Source organism: Pseudomonas sp. NPDC089547, assembly GCF_050280665.1.
GTDB lineage: Bacteria > Pseudomonadota > Gammaproteobacteria > Pseudomonadales > Pseudomonadaceae > Aquipseudomonas.
Genome location: NZ_JBNNVS010000016.1, coordinates 103,255 through 124,383, shown reverse-complemented (window position 1 = coordinate 124,383; position 21,129 = coordinate 103,255). Strand labels below are relative to the sequence as shown.

The 21,129-nt window shown below is 62.0% G+C and carries 22 protein-coding genes and 1 pseudogene; 8 read left to right on the top strand and 15 right to left on the bottom strand.

Translation table 11 applies throughout. The features are described 5' to 3' along the window. Window positions 1-98 precede the first annotated feature (98 nt). From ACQKPZ_RS13865 to ACQKPZ_RS13845, 5 genes are all read right to left on the bottom strand, one after another. Window positions 99-1,031 (bottom strand): LysR substrate-binding domain-containing protein, encoded by a 933-nt coding sequence (locus ACQKPZ_RS13865; RefSeq protein WP_427538906.1) that lies wholly within the window; start codon window positions 1,029-1,031, stop codon window positions 99-101. Window positions 1,032-1,271: 240 nt separating this feature from the next. After that, a complete protein-coding gene (locus tag ACQKPZ_RS13860) occupies window positions 1,272-1,871 on the bottom strand; it encodes an START domain-containing protein (RefSeq protein ID WP_427538903.1) in 600 nt (199 codons plus the stop codon). Between the two features lie 90 nt (window positions 1,872-1,961). Further along, window positions 1,962-2,798 (bottom strand): bifunctional allantoicase/(S)-ureidoglycine aminohydrolase, encoded by an 837-nt coding sequence (locus ACQKPZ_RS13855; RefSeq protein ID WP_391137736.1) that lies wholly within the window; start codon window positions 2,796-2,798, stop codon window positions 1,962-1,964. 106 nt (window positions 2,799-2,904) lie between these two features. Further along, window positions 2,905-4,296 carry an LLM class flavin-dependent oxidoreductase gene (locus ACQKPZ_RS13850; RefSeq protein WP_427538900.1) on the bottom strand — a complete coding sequence of 464 codons (1,392 nt, stop codon included), beginning with the start codon at window positions 4,294-4,296 and terminating at the stop codon, window positions 2,905-2,907. 16 nt (window positions 4,297-4,312) lie between these two features. Then, window positions 4,313-5,293 (bottom strand): aliphatic sulfonate ABC transporter substrate-binding protein, encoded by a 981-nt coding sequence (locus ACQKPZ_RS13845; protein WP_391137730.1) that lies wholly within the window; start codon window positions 5,291-5,293, stop codon window positions 4,313-4,315. Between the two features lie 196 nt (window positions 5,294-5,489). Here ACQKPZ_RS13845 and ACQKPZ_RS13840 point away from each other — a divergent pair, with 196 nt between their 5' ends. After that, on the top strand, window positions 5,490-6,374 hold the full coding sequence (locus tag ACQKPZ_RS13840) for a hypothetical protein (protein ID WP_427538897.1): 885 nt from the start codon (window positions 5,490-5,492) through the stop codon (window positions 6,372-6,374). A 6-nt stretch (window positions 6,375-6,380) separates the two neighbouring features. Here ACQKPZ_RS13840 and ACQKPZ_RS13835 read toward each other — a convergent pair whose 3' ends face one another. After that, window positions 6,381-7,265 carry a DMT family transporter gene (locus tag ACQKPZ_RS13835; protein ID WP_391137724.1) on the bottom strand — a complete coding sequence of 295 codons (885 nt, stop codon included), beginning with the start codon at window positions 7,263-7,265 and terminating at the stop codon, window positions 6,381-6,383. Window positions 7,266-7,435: 170 nt separating this feature from the next. Here ACQKPZ_RS13835 and ACQKPZ_RS13830 point away from each other — a divergent pair, with 170 nt between their 5' ends. Beyond that, window positions 7,436-8,107: a TetR/AcrR family transcriptional regulator gene (locus ACQKPZ_RS13830; protein ID WP_391137721.1), complete on the top strand. Its 672-nt coding sequence runs from the start codon at window positions 7,436-7,438 to the stop codon at window positions 8,105-8,107. A gap of 7 nt (window positions 8,108-8,114) precedes the next feature. Here the strand turns inward: ACQKPZ_RS13830 and ACQKPZ_RS13825 are convergent, their stop codons facing one another. After that, complete coding sequence (locus ACQKPZ_RS13825; RefSeq protein ID WP_427538894.1) at window positions 8,115-9,122, bottom strand: GlxA family transcriptional regulator; 1,008 nt, start codon at window positions 9,120-9,122, stop codon at window positions 8,115-8,117. Between the two features lie 148 nt (window positions 9,123-9,270). Between ACQKPZ_RS13825 and ACQKPZ_RS13820 the strand changes: the two genes are divergently transcribed. From ACQKPZ_RS13820 to ACQKPZ_RS13805, 4 genes are all read left to right on the top strand, one after another. Then, window positions 9,271-9,741 (top strand): FAD/FMN-containing dehydrogenase, encoded by a 471-nt coding sequence (locus ACQKPZ_RS13820; protein WP_427538891.1) that lies wholly within the window; start codon window positions 9,271-9,273, stop codon window positions 9,739-9,741. An 83-nt stretch (window positions 9,742-9,824) separates the two neighbouring features. After that, on the top strand, window positions 9,825-10,037 hold the full coding sequence (locus tag ACQKPZ_RS13815; protein WP_427538888.1) for a PLDc N-terminal domain-containing protein: 213 nt from the start codon (window positions 9,825-9,827) through the stop codon (window positions 10,035-10,037). A gap of 90 nt (window positions 10,038-10,127) precedes the next feature. After that, the gene (locus ACQKPZ_RS13810; protein WP_427538885.1) at window positions 10,128-10,541 is read left to right on the top strand and encodes a RidA family protein; all 414 of its coding nucleotides are present in this window, start codon (window positions 10,128-10,130) and stop codon (window positions 10,539-10,541) included. 370 nt (window positions 10,542-10,911) lie between these two features. After that, window positions 10,912-11,784: a DMT family transporter gene (locus ACQKPZ_RS13805; protein WP_427538882.1), complete on the top strand. Its 873-nt coding sequence runs from the start codon at window positions 10,912-10,914 to the stop codon at window positions 11,782-11,784. Here ACQKPZ_RS13805 and ACQKPZ_RS13800 read toward each other — a convergent pair. Beyond that, window positions 11,781-12,500 carry a TorF family putative porin gene (locus ACQKPZ_RS13800; RefSeq protein WP_427538879.1) on the bottom strand — a complete coding sequence of 240 codons (720 nt, stop codon included), beginning with the start codon at window positions 12,498-12,500 and terminating at the stop codon, window positions 11,781-11,783. The genes ACQKPZ_RS13805 and ACQKPZ_RS13800 overlap by 4 nt on opposite strands. 81 nt (window positions 12,501-12,581) lie before the next feature. Next, window positions 12,582-12,833, bottom strand: coding sequence for a hypothetical protein (locus ACQKPZ_RS13795; protein ID WP_427538876.1), 252 nt, complete (start codon window positions 12,831-12,833; stop codon window positions 12,582-12,584). 190 nt (window positions 12,834-13,023) lie between these two features. Between ACQKPZ_RS13795 and ACQKPZ_RS13790 the strand changes: the two genes are divergently transcribed. Next, the gene (locus ACQKPZ_RS13790) at window positions 13,024-14,403 is read left to right on the top strand and encodes a DUF3300 domain-containing protein (RefSeq protein ID WP_427538873.1); all 1,380 of its coding nucleotides are present in this window, start codon (window positions 13,024-13,026) and stop codon (window positions 14,401-14,403) included. Beyond that, window positions 14,400-15,293 (top strand): DUF2950 domain-containing protein, encoded by an 894-nt coding sequence (locus ACQKPZ_RS13785; protein ID WP_427538870.1) that lies wholly within the window; start codon window positions 14,400-14,402, stop codon window positions 15,291-15,293. Before ACQKPZ_RS13790 ends, ACQKPZ_RS13785 begins: the two co-directional genes overlap by 4 nt. A gap of 336 nt (window positions 15,294-15,629) precedes the next feature. Here ACQKPZ_RS13785 and ACQKPZ_RS13780 read toward each other — a convergent pair whose 3' ends face one another. The 6 genes and pseudogenes from ACQKPZ_RS13780 to ehuB form a co-directional block, all read right to left on the bottom strand. Continuing rightward, complete coding sequence (locus ACQKPZ_RS13780) at window positions 15,630-16,484, bottom strand: LysR family transcriptional regulator (RefSeq protein ID WP_427538867.1); 855 nt, start codon at window positions 16,482-16,484, stop codon at window positions 15,630-15,632. 190 nt (window positions 16,485-16,674) lie between these two features. Beyond that, window positions 16,675-17,758, bottom strand: a pseudogene (locus ACQKPZ_RS13775) (D-amino acid dehydrogenase). Between the two features lie 79 nt (window positions 17,759-17,837). Then, on the bottom strand, window positions 17,838-18,596 hold the full coding sequence (gene ehuA / locus ACQKPZ_RS13770; RefSeq protein ID WP_391129197.1) for an ectoine/hydroxyectoine ABC transporter ATP-binding protein EhuA: 759 nt from the start codon (window positions 18,594-18,596) through the stop codon (window positions 17,838-17,840). Window positions 18,597-18,727: 131 nt separating this feature from the next. Continuing rightward, window positions 18,728-19,387, bottom strand: coding sequence for an ectoine/hydroxyectoine ABC transporter permease subunit EhuD (ehuD, locus tag ACQKPZ_RS13765; RefSeq protein WP_427538864.1), 660 nt, complete (start codon window positions 19,385-19,387; stop codon window positions 18,728-18,730). Beyond that, the gene (gene ehuC / locus ACQKPZ_RS13760; RefSeq protein ID WP_427538861.1) at window positions 19,384-20,043 is read right to left on the bottom strand and encodes an ectoine/hydroxyectoine ABC transporter permease subunit EhuC; all 660 of its coding nucleotides are present in this window, start codon (window positions 20,041-20,043) and stop codon (window positions 19,384-19,386) included. The genes ehuD and ehuC overlap by 4 nt, the downstream gene beginning before the upstream one ends. Before the next feature lie 62 nt (window positions 20,044-20,105). Next, window positions 20,106-20,963, bottom strand: coding sequence for an ectoine/hydroxyectoine ABC transporter substrate-binding protein EhuB (ehuB, locus tag ACQKPZ_RS13755; RefSeq protein WP_427538858.1), 858 nt, complete (start codon window positions 20,961-20,963; stop codon window positions 20,106-20,108). Window positions 20,964-21,129: the final 166 nt, after the last annotated feature.

Genomic DNA, 21,129 nt, shown 5'->3' with positions numbered 1-21,129 from the left:
CTGCGCAGCAGCCCCAGCAATTTGTGCTTATGCGCTGAAACCCTGGGGCTGCTGCGCAGCCCGATCGCGACACAAGGCCGCTCCTACAAAGGACCGCGTCAGCCGGGCTGGTTGTCGCGCAGCCAGTCAACCAGCCCCAGGATCGTCGGGGTGGTGGTACGCCCGTGGGGCACTATCAGGTAGTACGCTTCACGCGGCCGCACCACCAGGTCAGTCAGGCGTACCAGTTCGCCGGAGGCCAGCAGGTGGTCGAGCATGCGCCCCCAACCCAATGCCACCCCATGCCCGTGCAGCGCGCCCTGGATGGTGTCGGTGTACAGCTGGCAACGCAGGGTGTAGTGCAGTTTCGGCGGGTTGCCGCCCAGTGCGCGGAACCAGGTGGGCCAGGTCATCCAGCCTTCGGTAGTGGCGTCGGCATCGAGCAGGTCGGCACGGTACAGTGCCTCCAGCGATTCCGGCTGCGGGTTGCGCGCCAGCCACGCCGGTGAGCACACCGGGAAAATCTCTTCATCGAACAGGTGCAGGGCGATGCCGTCTTCCCAGCGGCCGTTGCCAAAGCGCACCAGCAGGTCAACATCGTGGTTACGCAGGTCGCCGGTAAACATCTGCGTGGCCAGGCGCAGGCGCACCTGGGGCAGGGCGCTGCGCAAGCTGCCCAGGCGCGGCATCACGCGCAACTGGGAAAAGGTAGCGGTGGAACTGAGCACCAGCTCCTGCTCGCTGTCGCCTTCGCTGAGGCGGTCGAACACCGAGGCGATCTTCTGCATGGACTCGGAAATCACTGCGTACAGCGCCTGGCCTTCGCTGGTCAGGCGGATGCCGCGGTGCAGGCGCTGGAACAGCTGGTGGCCGAGGTTTTCTTCCAGCAGCCGGACTTGCTTGCTCACGGCTGCCTGGGTCACGCCCAGTTCCTGGGCGGCCTGGGTAAAACTGTTGTGACGGGCTACCGCTTCGAATTCGAGCAGCGCGGTCATCGACGAAATGATGCGCCGGTAGCCTTTATGTGTGTTGCTGTTTTCTTGTGTTTTCATGCGACGTCCTGGCAAGGCGCGACGCGCTGGTCCGCGCCGCGCGGGCACAGTGGCAGAAAAAGCGCGATGGAGGTAGCCCGAAGCGTTAATGCGGTTAGCTGTAGGAGCGGCCTTGTGTCGCGATGGGGCGCGAAGCGGCCCCGGCGGTCTCTGTTGCGAAGCTGAGAACCTAGGGCCGCTTCGCGCCCCATCGCGACACAAGGCCGCTCCTACAAGGGCCAGCTCAGGCTTGCCGACAGTTTAGGGCTGGCGCTCGGCCACCGCGCGCAATGTACGCAACGTCACCACCGGCGCATCCACCACAAACCGGTTGGCCAGCCACCCCGGCACATCCCCGGCCGGGTCAGCCTGCAACTGGTAGGTCACCTCGGTCAACCGTTCACCCAGCGGCTTCATTCGCCACTCGCCGCTCAGGCGCTGCACCCGGATCAGGCCGTCAACCTTGGGGATCCTGTCGGGCTCGGCGCTCAGGTGCCGCAGCAGCGTGCCGTCGTCCAGCCGTTCGCTGGTCACCTTCAGCACGATATCCCGCGGCATGGTCGGCCAGGGTAGGTTGGTAGTGAGGTAGACCCAAGTGTTCTCACCGTCCACGTCCAGTAACCGCATCTGGTCGCAGGCGTACAGCCATTTGCAGGCTACGCGCAAGTTCTCTTGCAGGTCGGTGAGGGTACGCACGCTGGCTTTCATGGTACTGATACCACGAAACTGCTGGTAGGGCGTGCCACTGGTGTCGCTCAGGTATACACGAATGCCTTCGCGGTCATAGGCCAGCTTCCAGTCATCGGCGGCCAGGGCAGGGGTGCACAGCAGCAGGGCGGCGAGCAGCAGGCAGCGGTTCATGGCCGGTACCGCGCAAGGGATGGGTGTTTGAGTATGCGCGGCAAACAGAAAGCCCGCCAGGTTGGCGGGCTTGCGGGTATCAGCGTGAACTTAGCGCTTGGGGTTCAGCGTCAGGTGCACATGACGGTTCACGTCTTTGTACAGCAGGTAGCTGAAGTTGCCTGGGCCGCCGGCGTAGCAGGCTTGCGGGCAGAAGGCGCGCAGCCACATGAAGTCGCCGGCTTCCACTTCGACCCAGTCCTGGTTCAGGCGGTACACCGCCTTGCCTTCCAGCACATACAGGCCGTGTTCCATCACGTGGGTTTCAGCGAACGGGATAACGCCGCCCGGCTGGAAGGTGACGATGTTCACGTGCATGTCGTGGCGCATGTCGGCCATGTCGACAAAGCGGGTGGTTTTCCAGCGGCCTTCGGTGCCCGGCATTTCGATGACGGTGGCGTTGTCGCGGTGGGTGACGAACGACTCCGGTACGTCCAGGCCTTCGACCTTCTGGTAGTGCTTGCGCAGCCAGTGGAAGGTGACGTTGGACTTGCTGTTGTTGCGCAGGCTCCACTCGGCGCCCGGGGCCAGGAAGGCGTAGCCGCCCGGTACCAGGGTGTGGTTTTTGCCTTCGACGGTGATGTCCAGTTCGCCTTCGACGATGAACACCACGGCTTCGGCATTCGGGTCCAGCTCAGGGCGTTCGCTGCCGCCTTCGGGGGCCAGTTCGACGATGTATTGCGAGAAGGTTTCGGCAAAGCCGGTCAGCGGGCGGGCGATGACCCACATGCGCATCTTGTCCCAGAACGGCAGGTGGCTGGTGACGATGTCACGCATCACGCCTTTAGGGATGACGGCATAGGCTTCGGTGAACATGGCACGGTCAGTCAGCAGCTCGGTTTGAGCCGGGTGCCCACCGTGGGGGGCGAAGTACGAATGGTTCGACATGGACGATCTCGACTTGTTGTTCTCTCCCCATGCCGTGAACCGCACCGGCCGGTGCGGCGCAGGGGATGTGGCGACAGAATAGGGTCGAGCGCATGCCATCCACAAATTAAATGTTGGAATACCCGGTATTTGGTCGCTGAATGTCGACCTGCCTTCCAACGTGTTGCTCCGGCAACTGGTCGCCTTGGCCGAACAGCTTGTGGCGCAGGGTGCCCTCGGTGTAGCTCGACGGGTAGCGGCCACGGCGTTGCAGCTCGGGCACCAGCAGCTCTACCACATGGGCCAGGTCGTCCGGCTGCACGGCGTAGGTCAGGTTGAAACCGTCGATGCCGGTCTGGTCCAGCCAGCTTTCGAGCTGGTCGGCAACCTCGCTGGCTGAGCCGATCAGCACCGGCCCGCGACCACCCAGGCCAACAAACTCGGCAGCCTCGCGAACGGTCCAGCGGCGGTCGGGATCGGCGGCGGTGAAGGCGGCCAGGGCAGCGCGGCCGGCATCGTTTTCCACGTATTCGATCGGTGCATCGGGGTCCAGGCCGGCGAAGTCGATGCCGGTCCAGCCCGACAGCAGCGCGAGGGCTGCGTCCAGGTCGACATAGCGGCGGTACTCGGCGAAACGGGCTTCGGCTTCTTCCCGGGTCGGGGCGACGATCAGCAGCGCCTGGGCATAGATCAGTACGTCCTCACGGCCACGCCCGGCGGCCTCGCTGGCTTGGCGGATGCCGTCGGCGTAACGGCGCAACACCGTGGGGGTCGGCCCGCTGATGAACACGCATTCGGCGTGCCGCGCCGCGAACTGCTGGCCGCGCGCCGAGGCACCGGCCTGGAACAGCACCGGTGTACGTTGCGGTGAAGGCTGGCACAGGTGCATGCCCGGCACCTGGAAGTGCTCGCCTGCATGGTTGATGGGGTGCACGCGGGATGGCTCGATGTAGCGCCCGCTGTCGCGCTCCAGCAGTACGGCGTCGTCGTCCCAGCTCTTTTCCCACAGCTTGTACAGCACCTGCAGGTATTCCTCGGCCAGATCGTAGCGTTGGTCGTGGCCCAGTTGGCGGGCCAGGCCGAGGTTGCGTGCGGCGCTGTCGAGGTAGCCGGTGACGATGTTCCAGCCGACCCGGCCATTGCTCAGGTGGTCGAGCGTGGACATACGCCGGGCGAAGGGATAGGGGTGTTCGTAGGTCAGCGAGAAGGTAACGCCAAACCCCAGGTGTTCGGTAACCCCGGCCATGGCCGGCACCAGCAGCAGCGGGTCATTGACTGGCACCTGCACGCCGCCGCGCAGGGCGGCTTCGGGGCCGCCCTGGTACACGTCGTAAATGCCCAGCACATCGGCAATGAACAGCGCGTCGAACAGACCGCGCTCCAGCAGGCGGGCCAGGTCGGTCCAGTAGCTCAGTCGGTTGAAGGCCACGCTGGTGTTGCGTGGATGGCGCCACAAGCCAGGGGACTGGTGGCTGGCGGCGTTCATGCTGAAGGCGTTGAAGCGGATCGGGCGGGGCATGGTGACTGCGCTCCACTCAAGGCAACACGGAAGCCGGGTAGACCGCATCGGCCACCTGCAGCTTGTGCGGGATCAGGCCCAGGCCCTGGAAGGTATCGGCCAGTTTCTGTTGTTCGGCAACGATCTGCGGGGTGATGGCCACGGCGTTGTAGTTACGGCGTTCGCTGGCCACCTCCAGCACGTTGGCGCTGATGCCCAGTTGCGGGGCCAGCAGTGCGGCAACTTCGGCAGGCTTGGCGTTGGCCCATTGGCTGACCTTGCCCAGTTCGGTGAAGAAGGTTTTCAGCAGTGCACGGTGCTGGTCGGCGTAGCTGGCAGTGGACAGGTAGAAGGTGCGGTTGTTGGAAAGGCCGCTGCCGTCACGCAGGTTCTTCAGGCCTGGCTGGCTTTCGGCTGCGGCGAGGAACGGGTCCCACAGGGTCACGGCCTGGACGCTACCCGATTGCAACGCGGCCACGGCATCGGCGGCATTGTTGACGTAGGCGGGGGTGATGTCCTTGTAGGTGAGGCCTGCCTGCTCCAGCGCCACGGCCAGCAGGTACTGGGCATTCCAGCCGCGGCCGGTGGCCACGCGTTTGCCTTTCAGGTCTTGCACGCCGGCCAGGTGATCCTGCTCGCGCACCACCAGGCCGATGCCGCGGGGGTAGGGCTGCTCGGCGGCCAGGTACACCACGGGTTTGCCTGCGGCCTGGGCGAACACCGACGGGGCATCGGCCGCGTGGCCAAGGTCGATGGCGCCGGTGCTCAGGGCTTCGAGCAACTGCGGGCCTGCGGCAAATTCGTGCCAGCTTACCTTCACGCCTTGCGGTGCCAAGGCCTTCTCCAGGGCGCCGCTGCCTTTGAGGATGTTGATGCTATTGAACTTCTGGTAGCCGATACGCAAGGTCTTGGCATCGTCGGCCAAGGCTTCGGACCAAGGCAGCAGGGCACTGGCGACGCTGGCCAGCAGGCCGCCGATCAGCAAACGGCGCAGCGGGGAGAAAGCACGGGTTGGCATGGGGTTGCTCCTTGAAACCGGGTGGAAAGCGATGGGCCCAGACTAAGGAGGTGGCGTTTGGCTTTCAATTTATATATGCCGATTTGTTAGATTGTTTTGTTATTTTTATATCCTTTTGTTTTGTAATGATCTGCAATCTTCGACATTTTTTTCACATTCGCTTGCTAGCATCCCGGCACACCCGAGGAGCCCTTACATGCCGCACATCCTGCGCAAACGCAGCACCCGCATCGCCCTGACCGCCACTACCGGCCTGCTCACCGCCACCTTGGGCTTTTTTGCCTGGCAGAGCTTTTACCCGGTTCAGGCTGCCTCAGGCTGGGATGTTGAGGTATTGCACCGCGATGTGGCCAAGGCCGCCTCGCTGCTGCCGCAAGCGGATGGCAGCCTGCTGGTCAGTCGCGAGCTGGACGATGGGCGTGGCAGCATCCTCAAGATCACCGCAGCAGGCGACCGGGTCGTGGTGATCGACAACTTGTCCAAGCCCGATGGCATGGTCGCCGCGCAGGGTGGTTGGGTGTTCAGCCAGGAAGGTGGCCAGGCACCTGTGAGCCTGGCCCGCGACGCCCAGGTAACGCACCTGTTCGAGGGTGAAAGCGTGCAAGGCCTGTGGAATGACGGCGACCATCTGTATGCCATTGAAGACCGCAAGGGCAACGGCCGTTTGATGCGCTACGACTGGAACAGCGGCCAGCTCGATGTGCTGCGTTCCGGCCTTACCGAAACCGAAGGCCTCACCCGTTGCAGCGACGGTCGCCTGCTTTACACCGAAAAGGCCAATGGCAAGGTTCGCGCCCTGTCCGACGATGGCAAGGACCCGGTGGTGGTGGATAACCTGCGTAACCCGACGTTCCTGTTCTGCGACCAGCGTGGCCTGTGGATCAGCGAAGACAATACCCACCGTGCGCGGCTGCTGCGGGTTGACGCTGATGGCGTCCAGCACACCGTGCTGACCTTCCTCAAGGCGCCGCAATCGATCGTGGCGGACGGCAAGGGCGGCTACCTGCTGGCCGAGGGCGGGCGTAACCGCGTGCTGCACCTGACCCCGCCCGTGGAGCGCAGCACCGCCCAGCGAGACTGACCCCGGCTAGCTGGGCAGGCGTTGCTTGCGCCCCGGCAGCAGGCCCAGCACCAGCATGCAGCCCAGCAGGATCACCAAGCCACCTGCAGCTTGCAAAATGCTCAGGGCTTCATCGAGAAACAACGCGCCGACCAGTACCGCCACCAGTGTGACCACGAACTCCACGCTGATTGCGCGGGTGGCGCCGATGCGTGCCACCAGGCCGAAGTACAACACGTAGGTGGTCGCGCTCATCACCGCGCCGCTGAGCAGCAAGTAGAGCCAGTCGCTGGCTTGCGGGGTGCCGGGCACCGGTACGAGCAGCAGCAGTGGCAGGGTCAGCAGCCCACCTGCCAGAAATGCCCCGCCTGTGACCGTCCACGGGTCTTGGCCACGCAAGTGCAGGCTGGCGTAGTTGCTGCCGTAGGCGGCACTGATGCAGCCCAGCAACGACGCGATGCAGCCGTGGATGAAATCGTCGTCGACCGGCCGGGCAGGGAAACCGACCAGAATGGCGATGCCGACAATGCCCAACAGCAGCCCGGCCAGGCCTTGCGGGGTGATTTTTTCAAGCCCCCAGACCCGCCCGATCAGCATCGAGAACAGCGGAATGGTCGCGACGAAAATGGCGGCCATTGCCGTGCCGATGCGCGGGGTGGCGTATGAAAGGCCGATCAGTTGCCCGGCCACTGTGGTTGCGCCCACCACCAGCAACGGTACCAGCAAAGGCCGCATGCGCAGTGTGCGGCGCAGCAATGCCGCCAAGGTGGCCAAGGTGCCGCCGGCAATCAGCGCGCGCAGGCTGACCGCGCCCACCCACCCAAAAGCATGCACCACCTTGAGCACCACCAAAAACGAAAAGCCCCAGGCGATGGCCAGGAACAGGTAGGCGGCAAGGTCGCGCGGTTGCATGGGGCAGGGTCCATCCAGGGCAGGGGCAGGCAGGCTAGCGGGTTGCAGGGTGCCGTATCAAGAACCGCCGACGTCAATGCAGCATGGCTACTCGACCAACAGCGCGCTTCCCTGCGTGGCCGCGCTCACGGATAATCCCCCTCATTCCAATAAACAGCCTGTGAGTGGGTATGAGTGATTCCGTAGTCGGCCTTGGCCAGCCTGAAACCGTAGGGGGGCGCAGAACGCGCAAGAACAACCCCGAAAAAACGCGCGAGGACATCCTCCAGGCGGCCATCAACGAGTTCGTCCAGCAAGGCCTGGCCGGCGCCCGCGTCGACGCCATCGCCGAGCGTACCGCCACCTCCAAGCGCATGATCTATTACTACTTCGGCAGCAAGGAGCAGCTGTACTGCGAGTGCCTGATCAAGCTGTACGGTGATATCCGCAAGACCGAGCAAAGCCTGGACCTGGAGTCGCTGCCGGCCGAGCAGGCGATCCGCCGGCTGGTGGAGTTCACCTTCGATCACCACGACCGCAACGTCGATTTCGTGCGGATCATCTGCACTGAAAACATTCACTATGGCGAGTACGTCAAGCAGTCACCGGCGATTCGCGAGATGAGCAGCCTGGTGCTCGAAGCGTTGGGCAACACCCTGCGCCGCGGTGTACAGGAAGGTGTGTTCCGCGCAGGCATCGAGGTGATCGACCTGCACATGCTGATGAGTTCGTTCTGTTTTTATCGTGTATCGAACCGGCACACCTTTGGCGAGATCTTCCAGATCGACCTGTCTGATGATCAGGTCAAGCAGCGCCACAAAGCCATGATCTGTGACGCCGTGTTGCGCTATATCTGCGCCTGAACACCGCTTACTCGCCCAGCCGTTGCTCGCGCGACGGCGGGTAGCCGAAGTACGCCGCATAGCACTTGCTGAAGTGCGATACCGAAACAAACCCGCAGGCCACCGCCACTTCCATCACCGACAGGTCGGAGTACTGCAACAGCCGACGGCTCTTGGTTATACGCAGTTCCATGTAATAGCGCCGCGGCGAAGTACCCAGCTGGGCCTGGAACAGGCGGTCGATCTGCCGGCGCGAGCGGCCGCTGTAGGCTGCCAGTTGGTCGAGGCTGAGGGTTTCCTCGAGGTTGTTCTCCATCAGCTCGACGATAGTGCGCAGGTGCAGGCTCATGGACTTCTTCGCCCCTGGGCCTACCTGGCGGTAGCGGGCCCCGGAGAACGACAGGATCTCCTCCACGCCTTCGGCCAACCCGTCACCATACAGCCGGCGCACCAGGCCCAGCATCAGCTCCATCGCGCCATTGGGGCTGGCGGCGCTGAGGCGGTCACGGTCGAGGGTGAAACTGGCCGGCGTGATGCGTGTTTGCGGGCTGCGCTCGGACAGGCTGGCGCGCTGCTCGGGGTGGATACTGCAACCGTAGTCGTCCAGCACCCCGGCGCGGCCAAGGAACCAGGCGCCGTTCCACAAACCGCCCAGGGCCATGCCGTGGGCGGCGCAGTCGTCCAGCAGGCGGTCGAGTTCAGGGTACTTGAGTGGGGTGCGCAAGCCGCCGCAGATGACCAGCAGGTCCAGCTCCTTCAACGCTTCTGCAGACAGCTCGGTGGCCACCAGCTCCAGCCCAAGGTCACTGAGCACGCGATCGCCGTGCATTGACAACGGGGTGAACTGGAAGCTGTCGGCGCGCAGCAGGTTGGCGGTGACCAGTACGTCCATGGCCACGGTAAAACTGGCCATGGAGAAATGTTCGAGCAGGACGAAATCGACGCGATAAGGTGCCTGGGCGTTGGCGCTGGTGGATTTCAGCCGCAGCATGTTGCTGGTGCTGGTCTTCTTGCTGAACTGACGTGGCGTGGGCACTCTGGTCTCCGCTTCCTGGCTGGCCCGCAGAGTGTGGCGGCTGGCCGGGGGAAAGACAATCTTCCCGGTGGGCGTGTCGTATTTCAGGTCGTGTTCAGGCAACCTGCGTGGTTTGATGCTTTACCCCCTGTGACTGAGGACGCCCTTGATGAAGTATGCCATTGCCCTGTTGCTCAGCCTGTTGCCGCTGCTGGCCAATGCCCTGCAACCGGGAGACAAACTGGCCCCGTGGACGCTGCTCGACCAGCACGACCAGGCCTACAGCCTGAGTGCCGACACGCACATTTTGCTGGTAGCCCGCGACATGGACGGCGCAAAGCTGGTCAAGGCGGCGCTGGCCGCCCAACCCAAGGGCTACCTTGAGGCGCGTGATGCCGTGTTTGTTGCCGATATCCAGCGCATGCCAGCGCTGATCAGCAAGCTGTTCGCCATCCCTGCAATGCGCGATTACACTTACCGAGTGCTGCTCGACCGTGACGGGCGCGTCGCCGGCCGTTATCCCGGACAGGATGGCCAGGTGCAGTGGTTGCAGGTCGAACAGGGCGTGTTGGTGAGCCAGCGGGCGTTCGCCGATGCGGCGGCGTTGAAGGCGGCGCTGGAGAGCGCCCGGCAGCGTTGAGAGCCAAGCAGTTGGCCAAATCAATCTGAACCCTCAGCGCTGGCAGTAACCCAACCCAATACATGCCAAATGGGAGAGCGCTCATGGAAATCGGAACGGTCTGGATCATTATTGCGGCCTTGGTCATCCTGCTGGAAATCTTGGCCATCTGGCACATCATCGGCAGTGACCGGCGCGCCGAGCGCAAGATGCTGTGGATCATCTTCGTGGTCTATGCACCGTTTCCCGGGTTGCTGTTCTGGGCCTGGCGCGGGCCTCGGGCAGTGAAGGGCAGGGCGGTCCTGCAGGAAAAATGACAGTACAGGCGCGGGCGTTCCCCGCGCTTGACCTCGAGTTAACTCAAGGTCCGATACTCCGCCACTCATTCATCAGAACGAGGGCGTGTCGTGACCAAACCAACTGCATTTCAGCTGAGCAACCCCGAGGGGCTGTACGACCCGAGTGGCAATGCCTATTCCCATGTCGCCGAGGTGCGCGCCGGCAGCCGTCTGCTGTACATCGCGGGTCAGGGCGGGGAGGGCAGTGATGGCCAGCTCTCGCCAGTGTTCGCAGAGCAAGCGCGCCAGGCGCTGGCCAACCTGGAACTGGCCCTGGCTTCCAAGGAGGCCAGTCTGGCGCAGGTATTCAAGCTGACCTTGCTGATTGTCGAGCACTCCGAGGAGCGGCTACGGCAGTGGGTGTACGAGGCTGACCGCGCCTGGGGCCCACACATGAAACCGACCTGCACGCTGATCCCGGTATCCCGCCTGGCGCTGGACGGCATGCTGGTGGAAATCGAGGCAATCGCCGCGATGGGGTAAAGGGCCAGATATTGCTTTGCCTGTTTCGCGGCGGTTCGACGCCTCGACAAGCCCGCTCCTACAGGTTCAGTGCTTTCCTCAAGGCATGGGCAATACTTGTGGGAGCAACTGTCTTGCTCAATTTCTAAAAGCTGGCGCGATCCCTGTGGGAGCGGGCGCGCCCGCGGTACACCGGCAAAGCCGGTGCCATCCACCGCGTCGCCTGCTTCGCGGGCACGCCCGCTCCCACAGGGATTGCGCAAGTTTTGGGTTAACGCGGTGGGAGCTTCAGCCGGTGCCGGGTATCTCTTGGGGAAGTCGCTTGTATATCGGCGCCGGTCCTGACTACATTGCCGCTATAACAAAAAATTCCCTCAGAGGTGACCACACCATGAGCACCGGCAGCACCACGCTTACCGACCATAAGGCCAAGGCCTGGCTCTGGCCCGCACTCTTCAGCCTGGTAGCCTTCGCCGCCAATTCGGTGTTCTGCCGGCTGGCGCTGAAGGACGGCGCCATCGACCCGGCCTCATTCACCGTGGTGCGCCTGGCCAGTGGTGCGTTGTTCCTGCTGCTGTTGATTCGCCTGCGCAACCCCGCGCTGGCCATGGGCGGTAGCTGGCGTGGTGGCCTGGCGCTGTTCCTTTACGCATTCCTGTTCTCTGCGGCGTACCTGCAATTGGGCGCAGGGGCCGGTGCCCTGCTGCTGTTCGGTGCGGTACAGATCACCATGTTCGGCTTTGCCTGGTACAAGGGCGAACGCATCACCGCCCGCATGCTGCTGGGCATGCTGATCGCCTTTGCCGGGCTGCTGGTGCTGTTGTTGCCTGGTGCAGCGGCGCCACCCTTGGCCAGTGCCTTGCTGATGGCCCTGTCTGGCATGGCGTGGGGTGTTTACACATTGCTAGGCAAAGGTTCGCCCAGGCCACTGGCGGATACCGCCGGTAATTTTGCCCGCAGCCTGCCTTGCCTGGTGCTGCTGTTACCGATGCTGATGCTGGGTACTGGCCCACACCTTACCTCGCTTGGCGTGTTGTATGCCTTGGGGTCCGGCGTGCTGGCTTCGGGCGCGGGTTACGCAGTGTGGTATGGCGTGGTCAGGCAAGTCAGCGCGCAGCAGGCTGCGACCATGCAGCTCAGTGTGCCGGTGATTGCCGCACTGGGCGGTGTGGCCTTGATTGGTGAGCCTTTGTCGTTGCGCTTGCTGATCGCCTGCGTGGTGGTGCTCGGCGGTATCGCCCTGGCGCTGGTACCACGGCGTTAGAAAAAGCTGCGCTGTGCCTTGAGCGTGACCACGCTGTCGCAATAGGTGTTGAAGCCCGAATACGCATCGCAACCGCCGCCACTGAGGTTGGAGTTGCTGTAAATCAGGTTCAGGTCGATGCCAAGCCAGGGCCGCGACAGTTCCAGCGACCAATCGGAAAAGGCATTCACCTGGCTGCCATCGCCAATGGTGAACGGCGTGCCCAGCTTGTGATGGGCAAGCTTTACGGTCAGGTCGACATCGAACAGCGGCAGCTGGCCAAAGTCGGCGAACAGGGTGCTGGTGCGGTTGTCGGGGTTATCGCGTAACGCGCCGCCGAAGCGGCTGCCCAGCACCGAGATGCCCCCGTACAGGGCATAACTGTCGGGGCCTGCGATATTCGGCTGACTGTAATGGATCAAACCCACCTCGTAGCCCAGGCTGCTGTCGAAATGGTGCTTGTAGCCCAGGTAGCTGTCCAGGCGCAGGGTCGAGTTGGGGGTAACACCCATGCTGGGCGCGTACTGGCCCAGATACCAGCCACTGGGGTGGCTGAAGTCCAACCCACCATGGAAGGCGCCGACGGCACTGGGCGAGATAAGGCCTTGGGCCATGGTGCGCGAGGGCGTGGTGCCGAGCGTGAAGTCGAAGCTGCCCAGTTCGCGTTTGATCTGCTGGGCCAGTAGCACAGGGCTGAACAGCAGTGCAGCGCTCAGCAACAGAAGGGGCCTGGTCAAGGTGTGCGTCCTGCAAGGCTTGCGGTTGAGCGGTAGAGCATACCCGTGTGGGTAGAGCGAGGGAACCGCTGCCTGCGCCACTCAGCCTTTGGTCGAGCGGTCTGCGTCGGCGGCTTCGGTGACCACTGGCAGGTTGCCTGCACGCTGGATCACCCGCTGTTGCTGCTCGTAGTCGTCGAGGGAAAGGCCGCGGCGCTGCAACGCTTCCAGCTGCAGCTGACGGGTTTCCTCGGCGGTGTATGGGCGCAGTTCAGGGTGGCTGGCACAGCCGCTGATGACAGCGATGGCGAAAACGGCAAAGGTGGCGGTAAGCAGGCGGGCCAGGGTGTTCATCGGGGTTGCTCCAGGGGCCAGGGTCTTGGGCGGCGAGTTGATGGAGCTAGGTTATTCGGCCAGGGCGTCCGGCAGAAATTGCCTGCTTCGATAGTGACTATCGATGAACCGGGCAGGCTTTCGGAATCTGGCCAAAACCACCGCCATGGCTACGCTTAACCCACGCGATCTGACCTCGTGGGGACAAGCGATGCGTATGCCATTGTTTGCTTTTCTGTCGGCGCTTGTGTGCCTGCACACAGCACCCGGCCTGGCGCTGGCGCAAGACGTACCGGCGCCCGATGCCGCCCCGCCAAGCGAAGCAGCCGCGGCCAAGGATCCGGTTTTCACCCAGGAGCAATTGGACCAGATGGTGGCGCCGATTGCCTTGTATCCCGATGCGCTGCTGGCCCAGGTACTGATGGCGGCCACCTACCCGGGGCAGGTGAATGAAGCCGTGACGTGGTCCAAGGCCAACCCCAAGGCCTCGGGCGATGACGCGGTCAAACAGGTGGCGAAGCAGCCGTGGGACCCGAGCGTGCAAGCGTTGGTGGCTTTCCCGCAGCTGCTGGCGACCCTGGGCCAGGACCCGGTGTGGGTGCAGCGCCTGGGCGACGCCTTTCTGGCACAGCCCGACGATGTCATGGGCGCCGTGCAGCGCTTGCGCCACCAGGCACAGGCTGCCGGCAACCTGCAAAGCAACCAGTACCAGCACGTGACCGTGCAGGCTGCCCCGGCGACTCAGGCTGCCAGCAGCCCGCCATCCACCATCATCATCCAGCCGGCCGACCCGCAAGTGGTGTACGTGCCCAGCTATAACCCGACCACCATCTACGGTACCTGGGCCTACCCGGCCTCGCCGCCGGTTTACTATCCGCCTCCGCCAATGTACTCCGCAGGTTCCGCACTGGTGGCCGGCCTGGCCTTCGGTACCGGCGTGGCGGTCGTCGCCTCGTTGTGGGGCGACTGTGACTGGGGCCACAATGACATCGACATCGACGTCAACCGCTACAACAACATCAACGTCAACAACCGCATCACCAACAACCAGAACAAATGGCAGCACAACGCCGCCAACCGCGAAGGCGTGCCTTACCGTGATGCTCGCAGCCGCCAGCAGTATGGTCGCCAGCTGGACGGTGCCACCCAGCGCACTGCCTTCCGGGGTGACGACGCCCAGCGGGCGCAAGCACGGGACAAGGCCCGGGCCTCGATGGACCGCGCCGGTATGGAGCGGCCGGCCACCGACAACCGCCAGGCACGCCAGCAAATGCGCGAGGCACAGGCGGGCAATTCGCTGGGTAACCGCATGCAACACCGTGGCGACAGTACGGGCGCACCCGACCGTCGCCAGGAAACACGCAATGCCCAAGCCCGCCAGGTGGCCCAGAACCGCCCGGCCAACAGCGCCGGCCGGGCGCGTAACAATGCCTTCGACGGCGTGGGTTCGCCGTCGCGCACCAGCCTGCAGGCGAACCGTGGTCGTACCAGCCAGGCCTTTGCCCAGCGGCCCAATGCATCACGTGCCGCCGGGCACCAGATCTCCCGACCCAGTGCCCCAATGCGCCGGGGTGGAGGAGGCCGCCGATGAAACGTCCAGTATTTGCAGCATCGCTGTTTGCCGCAGGCTTGGCATGGACTTGCCTGGCAGCTGCCCAGGAAGCCTTCCAAACGCCAGATAAGGCCGTGGAGTCATTCGTTGCGGCGCTGGGCACGGAGAAGGCTGATGAAGCCCGCCTGGCCCAGTTGTTGGGTGATGACTGGCGCACCTACATTCCGCGTGGCGGTGTGCAACGCAGCGACGTGGACACGTTCCTGGCGCAGTACCGCGCGCAGCACAGTATCGACATGGCAGGTGAGGGCAAGGCCATCCTGGCTGTGGGTGGTGATCACTGGACCTTGCCCATACCGTTGACCAAAAGCAGCAACGGCTGGCGCTTCGACCTCAAGGCCGGCAGCGCCGAGATTCGCGCCCGGCGCATCGGCCGCGACGAACTGGGGGCCATGCAGGCATTGTTGGCCTACCACGACGCGCAGATGGACTATGCCACCCAGGACCGCAACGGCAACGGTGCGCTGGAGTATGCGCAGAAGATTTTCAGCGAGCCGGGCAAGCACGACGGCCTGTATTGGGACGATGACGGCGACGGCCAGGTCAGCCCATTGGGGCCGCTGTTCGGCCAGGATGTGGTTGGCGATGACTGGTATGGCTACCACTTCCGCATCCTCGAGGCCCAAGGCCCTTCCGCCCCTGGTGGCGCCTACAGCTACCTGATCGGCAACCAGATGAGCCGCGGTTTTGCCATGGTCGCCTGGCCGGCCAGGTATGACGACACCGGGGTAATGAGCTTCATGATCAGCCATGACGGCCAGGTGTTCGAGAAAGACCTTGGGCCGCACGGGGACAAGGCGGCCAAAGCGATGAAGCGCTTTGACCCGGATGACAGCTGGCAGGTGGTGGATGTGGCGGCGGGGGATTGAGCCCGATGAATCAACCCGGCCACAGCTTCATTGTCAGCAACTGAGTTGCACCATCTCTCAAACTACGTCAATCCCTGCAAGAACAGCTGTACTGCGAAAAGGTCGGTTGGGCTAATGACTCTTCGATAAGGTCGCCCAACATGTGCTGAAAAAGCACGTCATTCAACCCTTCCCTCACGGAAAAGAGTTCTGTGAGCTCGCGGCCGAGGCCTAGATTGATCCAGCGTTGAGGCTACGCATGAACATGCCCAAGCGCTGGGCAACATCGACAACTGGTATGCCTTTCTCACAAGGTGTAATGCTGCAAAGCAGGAAGTAGGGCGGGCAAGCGTAGCCCTATTGCCCCAACATCTGTGCCACCAACCACTGCCCCGCCGGCCCCAACGCCCGCCGGCTCGACCAGGCCACATCCATATCCACCCGGCGCGGGTAACCCGGTATCTGCAACTCCACTAGCTCGTGCCCAAACCGTGCCACCAGGGCCCTGGGCAACTCGGCCCAGCCAAACCCGCGCACGGCGAACTCCAGCAGGGTGAGGTAGTCCGGCGCCGACCAGGCCTGGCCGCGGCCCTGGTGCAGGCTGGGGGCATAGGTCTTGATGTACAGCTGCCGCGCGTTTTCCAGGTGTTGCGCTTGCACCTTTTCAAGGCCCGCCAGTGGGTGCGCGATGGCCACGTACACACCAAACTCCGCCTGTTCGGGCAAGCGCGCCACTGCAACGTCGGCGGGGTAGCGCGGCTGAGTCGCAAGAATGCCGATATGTGCCAGGCCCTGCTGGATCAACTCGATCACATCGGCATCTTCCGAAGGGCCGCAGCGCAATTCGGTATGCGGGTAGTGCTGGTCGAACCGGGCCATCACCGCGCCCTGGAAGGTGACGCTGTAGCTGTCCGACATCACTACCGAGACCAGCGGCTCGACATGTTCAGCCAGCCGAACCGCCAGGGCATCGAGCTGGGCGCTGGCCTCGAGAATTGCCTCGACATGGCTCAGTACCTGGCGGCCAGCCTCGTTCAGCGTGGGGTGGCGGCCGCCACGGTCGAACAGCGGGCAGCCTATGTCAGCCTCGAAGTTGGCGATGGCGATGCTGACAGTGGACTGGCTTTTGCGCAATTTGCGCGCCGCAGCAGAGAACGAACCCAGCGATGCGGCTTCGACAAAGGCAACCAGAGCTTCAGGTGAGTAGCGCATGTTATTGATAAAACCGATGAGGGCTATGTGGTGAGTATCGGTTTCGTCAAAGAAAACAGGAAGCACGACTTACGCAACGAATGGAATTTACAATGAAAACGGTCCGGCTGATGAAGGGACGATGGAACATCGGAAAAGCGGGTTGGCGGCATTGATCGGGTGATGCTGCCGGAGCCCGCTAAACGATAGGCTAGGAATCAGCTCTGGCTGGTTGTCTGGCGTGCGCATCTGAAGCACTGCTGGTATACCTCGAAAGGTCAAAACCTTGCGTGCGGATCGCAGAGGCCTTGCCTGCCAGCAAGTCTGCCAGCAGTCGGCCAGACCCACAGGACATGGTCCAGCCCAATGTGCCATGCCCGATGTTGAGGAAGAGGTTCTTGTACCGTGTGGCGCCGATGATGGGGGTACCGTCAGGCGTGGCCGGCCTCAGACCGGTCCAGAATGTGGCGTGCTCAAGGTCTCCACCACCAGCGAAGAGATCGTTTGTGACCATTTCCAGGGTTTCTCGGCGTAACGGGTTCAGCGATAGGTCGTGGCCCATCAGTTCAGCCATACCACCGACACGAATGCGCTTGTCGAAGCGGGTAATGGCCACTTTGAAAGTTTCGTCGAGGATGGTCGAGTTGGGCGCGCGCTCCGGCTCGATGATCGGGATGGTCAGCGAGTAGCCTTTGAGTGGGTAGATGGGCGCCTGGACGCCTAGCGGTTTGAGCATCTGCGGGCTGTAGCTGCCCAGTGCCACGACATACTTGTCCGCCGTCTCGAGCTTGCCGTTGATACGTACACCGATAATGCTGTCACCGGCGAACTCGATACACTCTATCTGCTGATTGAAGCGGAACTCGACGCCGAGGCCTTCGGCAAGCCTGGCCAGCTTGGTGGTGAACATCTGGCAATCGCCAGTCTGATCATTGGGCAAGCGCAATGCACCGCTGAGCTTATGCTTGACGTGCTCCAGTGCCGGCTCAGCCTGACCGATGCTGTCGCGGTCTAGCAGTTCATAAGGGACTCCGGAGCGTTCCAGTACCGCGATGTCCTTGGCAGCGTTATCGAACTGCGCCTGTGTACGGAACAGTTGCATGGTCCCCAGTTGACGGGATTCGTAATCGATCCCGGTGTCGATGCGCAGTTCATCCAGGCAATCGCGGCTGTATTCGGAGAGGCGAACCATGCGTTCCTTGTTAACCGCGTACCGTGCCTTCAAACCCTTCTCGGGCCAGATAGTAAGCACTGATAGTGCCGATGACGCCGCTTCCCAGAATAAGTACTCGCATTGCATTTCTCCTGCAGCTTTAAAGCTTCACCCCTGGAACGCGCTGGCGTGGCCTTCGCGCCCAGGGTTCATCCGATGGATCAGTTGGCTTCGCGCACGGCACTCAGGAATGCGCGGGTGCGCTCCTGCTGAGGGTGGGTGAACAGCTCTTCCGGAGTACCCTGTTCGTGAATCCTGCCCTGGTGGAAGAAGCAGACACGATCGGCGAACTCGCGTGCGAAGCCCATCTGGTGAGTCACCATCAACATGGTCAGGTTGTGTTCTTCCCCCAGTTCGCGAATGACGTTGAGTACTTCGCCGCACAACTCGGGGTCGAGGGCAGAGGTCACTTCGTCGAACAGCATGACCTTTGGCCGCATGGCCAATGCGCGGGCCATTGCAACCCGCTGCTGTTGGCCACCGCTGAGCTGGGAAGGGTAGTTATCCATCTTGTTACCCAGACCGACTTTTTCCAGCAGGGTGGCGGCGCGCTCCCGTGCTTCGGCTTTGGGGATGGCCAGTACCTGCACCTGCGCTTCGATTACGTTCTGGAGCGCAGACATGTGCGGAAACAGGTTGAAGCTCTGGAACACCATGCCGATCTTGCCGCGCACTTTGCGAATGTGGGCGCTGCTGGGAGCAATACGCTCGCCCCGCTTGTTGAGCATGTAGTTGAGCGGGTCTCCTTCGATGATGATCTCGCCCTCGTCAATGGTTTCGAGGGTCATCAACGCACGCAGCAAGGTCGACTTGCCTGAGCCGCTCGGCCCGATGATCGCTACTTTCTCGGCCGGCTTGACCGCCAGGTTGAGGTCATTCAGAACGGTAATATTGCCGTAGCGTTTGGTCACATTGCGCATCTCGACGATGGCTGTGGCTGGCGTGCTGACTGGTACACCACGCAGTTGCTCGCTCTGTGTCATGGCGCCGTTGCTCTTGAGGGCTGCTGAAAAATCCGACTGCTGGGAAGTCGAGCGGGAAAGATTCATTGTCATTTTTGGCTCTCCAGACGGGATTCAACGTTACGAACGCCCACCGCGAGTACGATGGAAATGATCAGGAAAAATGCGCCGACCATGGTGATGGGTTCCAGGAAACGGAAGCTTTCGGACCCCAGGTTCTTGGCTTTGAGCATGATTTCCACAACAGTGATTGCAGAGAGCACCGGCGTTTCCTTGAGCATCGCGATGAGATAATTGCCCATCGGTGGAAGGATCGGTTTGAGGGCCTGCGGAATAATGATGCGGCGGTAGGCTGCCGATGCCCTCATGTTCAGGGCGGTTACCGCTTCCCACTGCCCTCTGGGCACACTTTCCAGGCCCCCCCGGTACACCTCCGCCAAGTAGCAGGCGTAGTGGAGACCGAGACCGATCAGGCCTGCCTGCATTGCAGAAAGGTTTATCGAGAACGTCGGGAACACGTAGAAAATGAAGTAGATCTGGATGAGCAGAGGCGTGCTACGCATGAACTCGATGAACAAACTGGCCGACCACGACAGCGTCTTGATGTGGCTGCGCCTTGCCAGCGCGAGAAACAAGCCCACCACTACAGCGATGTCAAATGCGATCACCGTGATCTGCAATGTTTTCACCGAGGCCAACAACAGGTCCGGAAGAATCTCCCAGGCATAATCCCAATCGAATATTTTCATCGCAGGCTACCCCCCATACGACCAAGTTGTACACGCCTCTCGATTCTGCGCATGGTCAGGCTGATGCACTGGGCCATGATGAAGTAGAGCAGTAGCGTCAACGCGTAAACTTTCACCGTCTCGAATGTGTATTGGTCGAGTTGCTTGGCGCGGAAGGACAAGTCGGCCAAGGTGATCAATGAAAGCAACGAGGTATTTTTAAGTAATTCAATCAGCAAGTTAGTACCCGGTGGGATTGCCGCGACCATGGCTTGGGGCAAGATGATTCTGCGAAATTGTGAAAAGCGCCCGAAGTTCAATGCCGTGCAGGCTTCATATTGCCCTTTGGGAATTGCCTTGAATGCCCCTCGCATGATCTCTGCGCCATACGCACCTATATGCAAGCCCATACCAAGTACGGCGACTTGATACGGAGTCAATTCGATATTGAATGGCGGCAGGGGTAATACGAAGAACAGCCAGAATAATTGCACCAGCAGCGATGACCCTCTGAACACTTCCACGTAGCAGATGCTGAACCAACGAATCGGCTGCCATGTGGCGCGGCGTCCGAGTTCTGCAAGGATTGCGGCCGGAATGGCCAGCAAGGTGCTCAAAACCGTGATCTGGATAGTTATCCAGGCTCCCTGCATGAGCAGTGGCATAAGTTCGCCCATAGCGCTTCTCCAGGACTGCGGAAAGCCACCACAAAGAGGAGTGGCCTCCCGGGTTCAAGACGTCAGGTTCTGCTGCACACTTCGGCGGCGGTCTTGTCTGGAATATTGGTTTCATCGAAGCCGAATTGGCTCACGGTTTTGCGATGCTCTTCACTGCCTAGCCACTTTTTCAGTTCGGCGTTGACCGCGTCACGTAAGGCCGTGTCATCGGGTCGGAAGGCAAGGGCGCCATAGTTGATATGGTCTGGGCTGTCTTGGAAATCCTGGACTGCTTCGACTTTATCCCCGCCTTTGGCTGCAATCCCCTTGACCGTCAGCCGGGTACTGACGGCTGCGTCGGCGCGGCCAGCCAGAATCGCCTGCAACTGAGCTGTGGCATCTGGCACCTGGAGGATCTGATCGTCATTGATCCCGGCATCACGGGCGTACTTGGTGTAGACCGATCCGGCGAGCATGGCCAGTTTGGCGTCTGGGTTTTTCGCCACGTCTGCATAGCTGCGCAGATTTTTCGGATTGCCCGGTGCCACAAGGAAAGTGTCGGTGATCTTGGACAGCGGATCGCTGAAGATTACCTGCTTGCAGCGCGCCGGGGTGATGTACATCCCTGCAGCGATGACGTCGAAACGCTTGGCTGTGAGCCCCGGAATGAGCGCCCCCCATTCCGTCAGTACGCCAGTAGCCTCTTTGACGCCGAGCCGTTTGAAGATCGCCTTGGCGATCTCTGGCGATTCTCCGGTCACCACACCATCTGGTGTGGCGAAGGCGAAGGGAGCCTCACTGGCGTACCCCACCCTGACTGTACCTTTCTCGGTCAGCGATTCGAGTGTCGTCGCTTGGGATGTCAGGGGTGTAGCAGCAACCAGGAACGCGGTAAGGACTGCTGCAGTGATACCGTTTTTTCTTGTATTTGTACTACTCATCGCATAACTCCTTTTGTGATCCGTATACGGCATAGGAGGCAGTATTTGAGTGTCGGTAAGTGTCGACCTGCGCTGGGTCGACGATCTAAAAAGCCGGTACCAAAGGCATCGGCGGCGTTGTCCGGACGCAATTCGAGAATACCCAAACGGTTAGAAATCAGTAATG

What these genes read in the sequence shown, in the direction of transcription:
- ACQKPZ_RS13815 (WP_427538888.1), top strand. Translation starts at nt 9,825, where the DNA reads ATGGAAATCGGAACGGTCTGGATCATTATTGCGGCCTTGGTCATCCTG.
- ACQKPZ_RS13865 (WP_427538906.1), bottom strand. Translation starts at nt 1,031, where the DNA reads ATGAAAACACAAGAAAACAGCAACACACATAAAGGCTACCGGCGCATC.
- ACQKPZ_RS13855 (WP_391137736.1), bottom strand. Translation starts at nt 2,798, where the DNA reads ATGTCGAACCATTCGTACTTCGCCCCCCACGGTGGGCACCCGGCTCAA.
- ACQKPZ_RS13840 (WP_427538897.1), top strand. Translation starts at nt 5,490, where the DNA reads ATGCCGCACATCCTGCGCAAACGCAGCACCCGCATCGCCCTGACCGCC.
- ACQKPZ_RS13850 (WP_427538900.1), bottom strand. Translation starts at nt 4,296, where the DNA reads ATGCCCCGCCCGATCCGCTTCAACGCCTTCAGCATGAACGCCGCCAGC.
- ehuD (WP_427538864.1), bottom strand. Translation starts at nt 19,387, where the DNA reads ATGAAAATATTCGATTGGGATTATGCCTGGGAGATTCTTCCGGACCTG.
- ehuA (WP_391129197.1), bottom strand. Translation starts at nt 18,596, where the DNA reads ATGCGCAATGTGACCAAACGCTACGGCAATATTACCGTTCTGAATGAC.
- ACQKPZ_RS13780 (WP_427538867.1), bottom strand. Translation starts at nt 16,484, where the DNA reads ATGCGCTACTCACCTGAAGCTCTGGTTGCCTTTGTCGAAGCCGCATCG.
- ACQKPZ_RS13820 (WP_427538891.1), top strand. Translation starts at nt 9,271, where the DNA reads ATGAAGTATGCCATTGCCCTGTTGCTCAGCCTGTTGCCGCTGCTGGCC.
- ACQKPZ_RS13805 (WP_427538882.1), top strand. Translation starts at nt 10,912, where the DNA reads ATGAGCACCGGCAGCACCACGCTTACCGACCATAAGGCCAAGGCCTGG.
- ehuC (WP_427538861.1), bottom strand. Translation starts at nt 20,043, where the DNA reads ATGGGCGAACTTATGCCACTGCTCATGCAGGGAGCCTGGATAACTATC.
- ACQKPZ_RS13830 (WP_391137721.1), top strand. Translation starts at nt 7,436, where the DNA reads ATGAGTGATTCCGTAGTCGGCCTTGGCCAGCCTGAAACCGTAGGGGGG.
- ACQKPZ_RS13790 (WP_427538873.1), top strand. Translation starts at nt 13,024, where the DNA reads ATGCGTATGCCATTGTTTGCTTTTCTGTCGGCGCTTGTGTGCCTGCAC.
- ACQKPZ_RS13785 (WP_427538870.1), top strand. Translation starts at nt 14,400, where the DNA reads ATGAAACGTCCAGTATTTGCAGCATCGCTGTTTGCCGCAGGCTTGGCA.
- ACQKPZ_RS13845 (WP_391137730.1), bottom strand. Translation starts at nt 5,293, where the DNA reads ATGCCAACCCGTGCTTTCTCCCCGCTGCGCCGTTTGCTGATCGGCGGC.
- ACQKPZ_RS13795 (WP_427538876.1), bottom strand. Translation starts at nt 12,833, where the DNA reads ATGAACACCCTGGCCCGCCTGCTTACCGCCACCTTTGCCGTTTTCGCC.
- ACQKPZ_RS13835 (WP_391137724.1), bottom strand. Translation starts at nt 7,265, where the DNA reads ATGCAACCGCGCGACCTTGCCGCCTACCTGTTCCTGGCCATCGCCTGG.
- ACQKPZ_RS13860 (WP_427538903.1), bottom strand. Translation starts at nt 1,871, where the DNA reads ATGAACCGCTGCCTGCTGCTCGCCGCCCTGCTGCTGTGCACCCCTGCC.
- ehuB (WP_427538858.1), bottom strand. Translation starts at nt 20,963, where the DNA reads ATGAGTAGTACAAATACAAGAAAAAACGGTATCACTGCAGCAGTCCTT.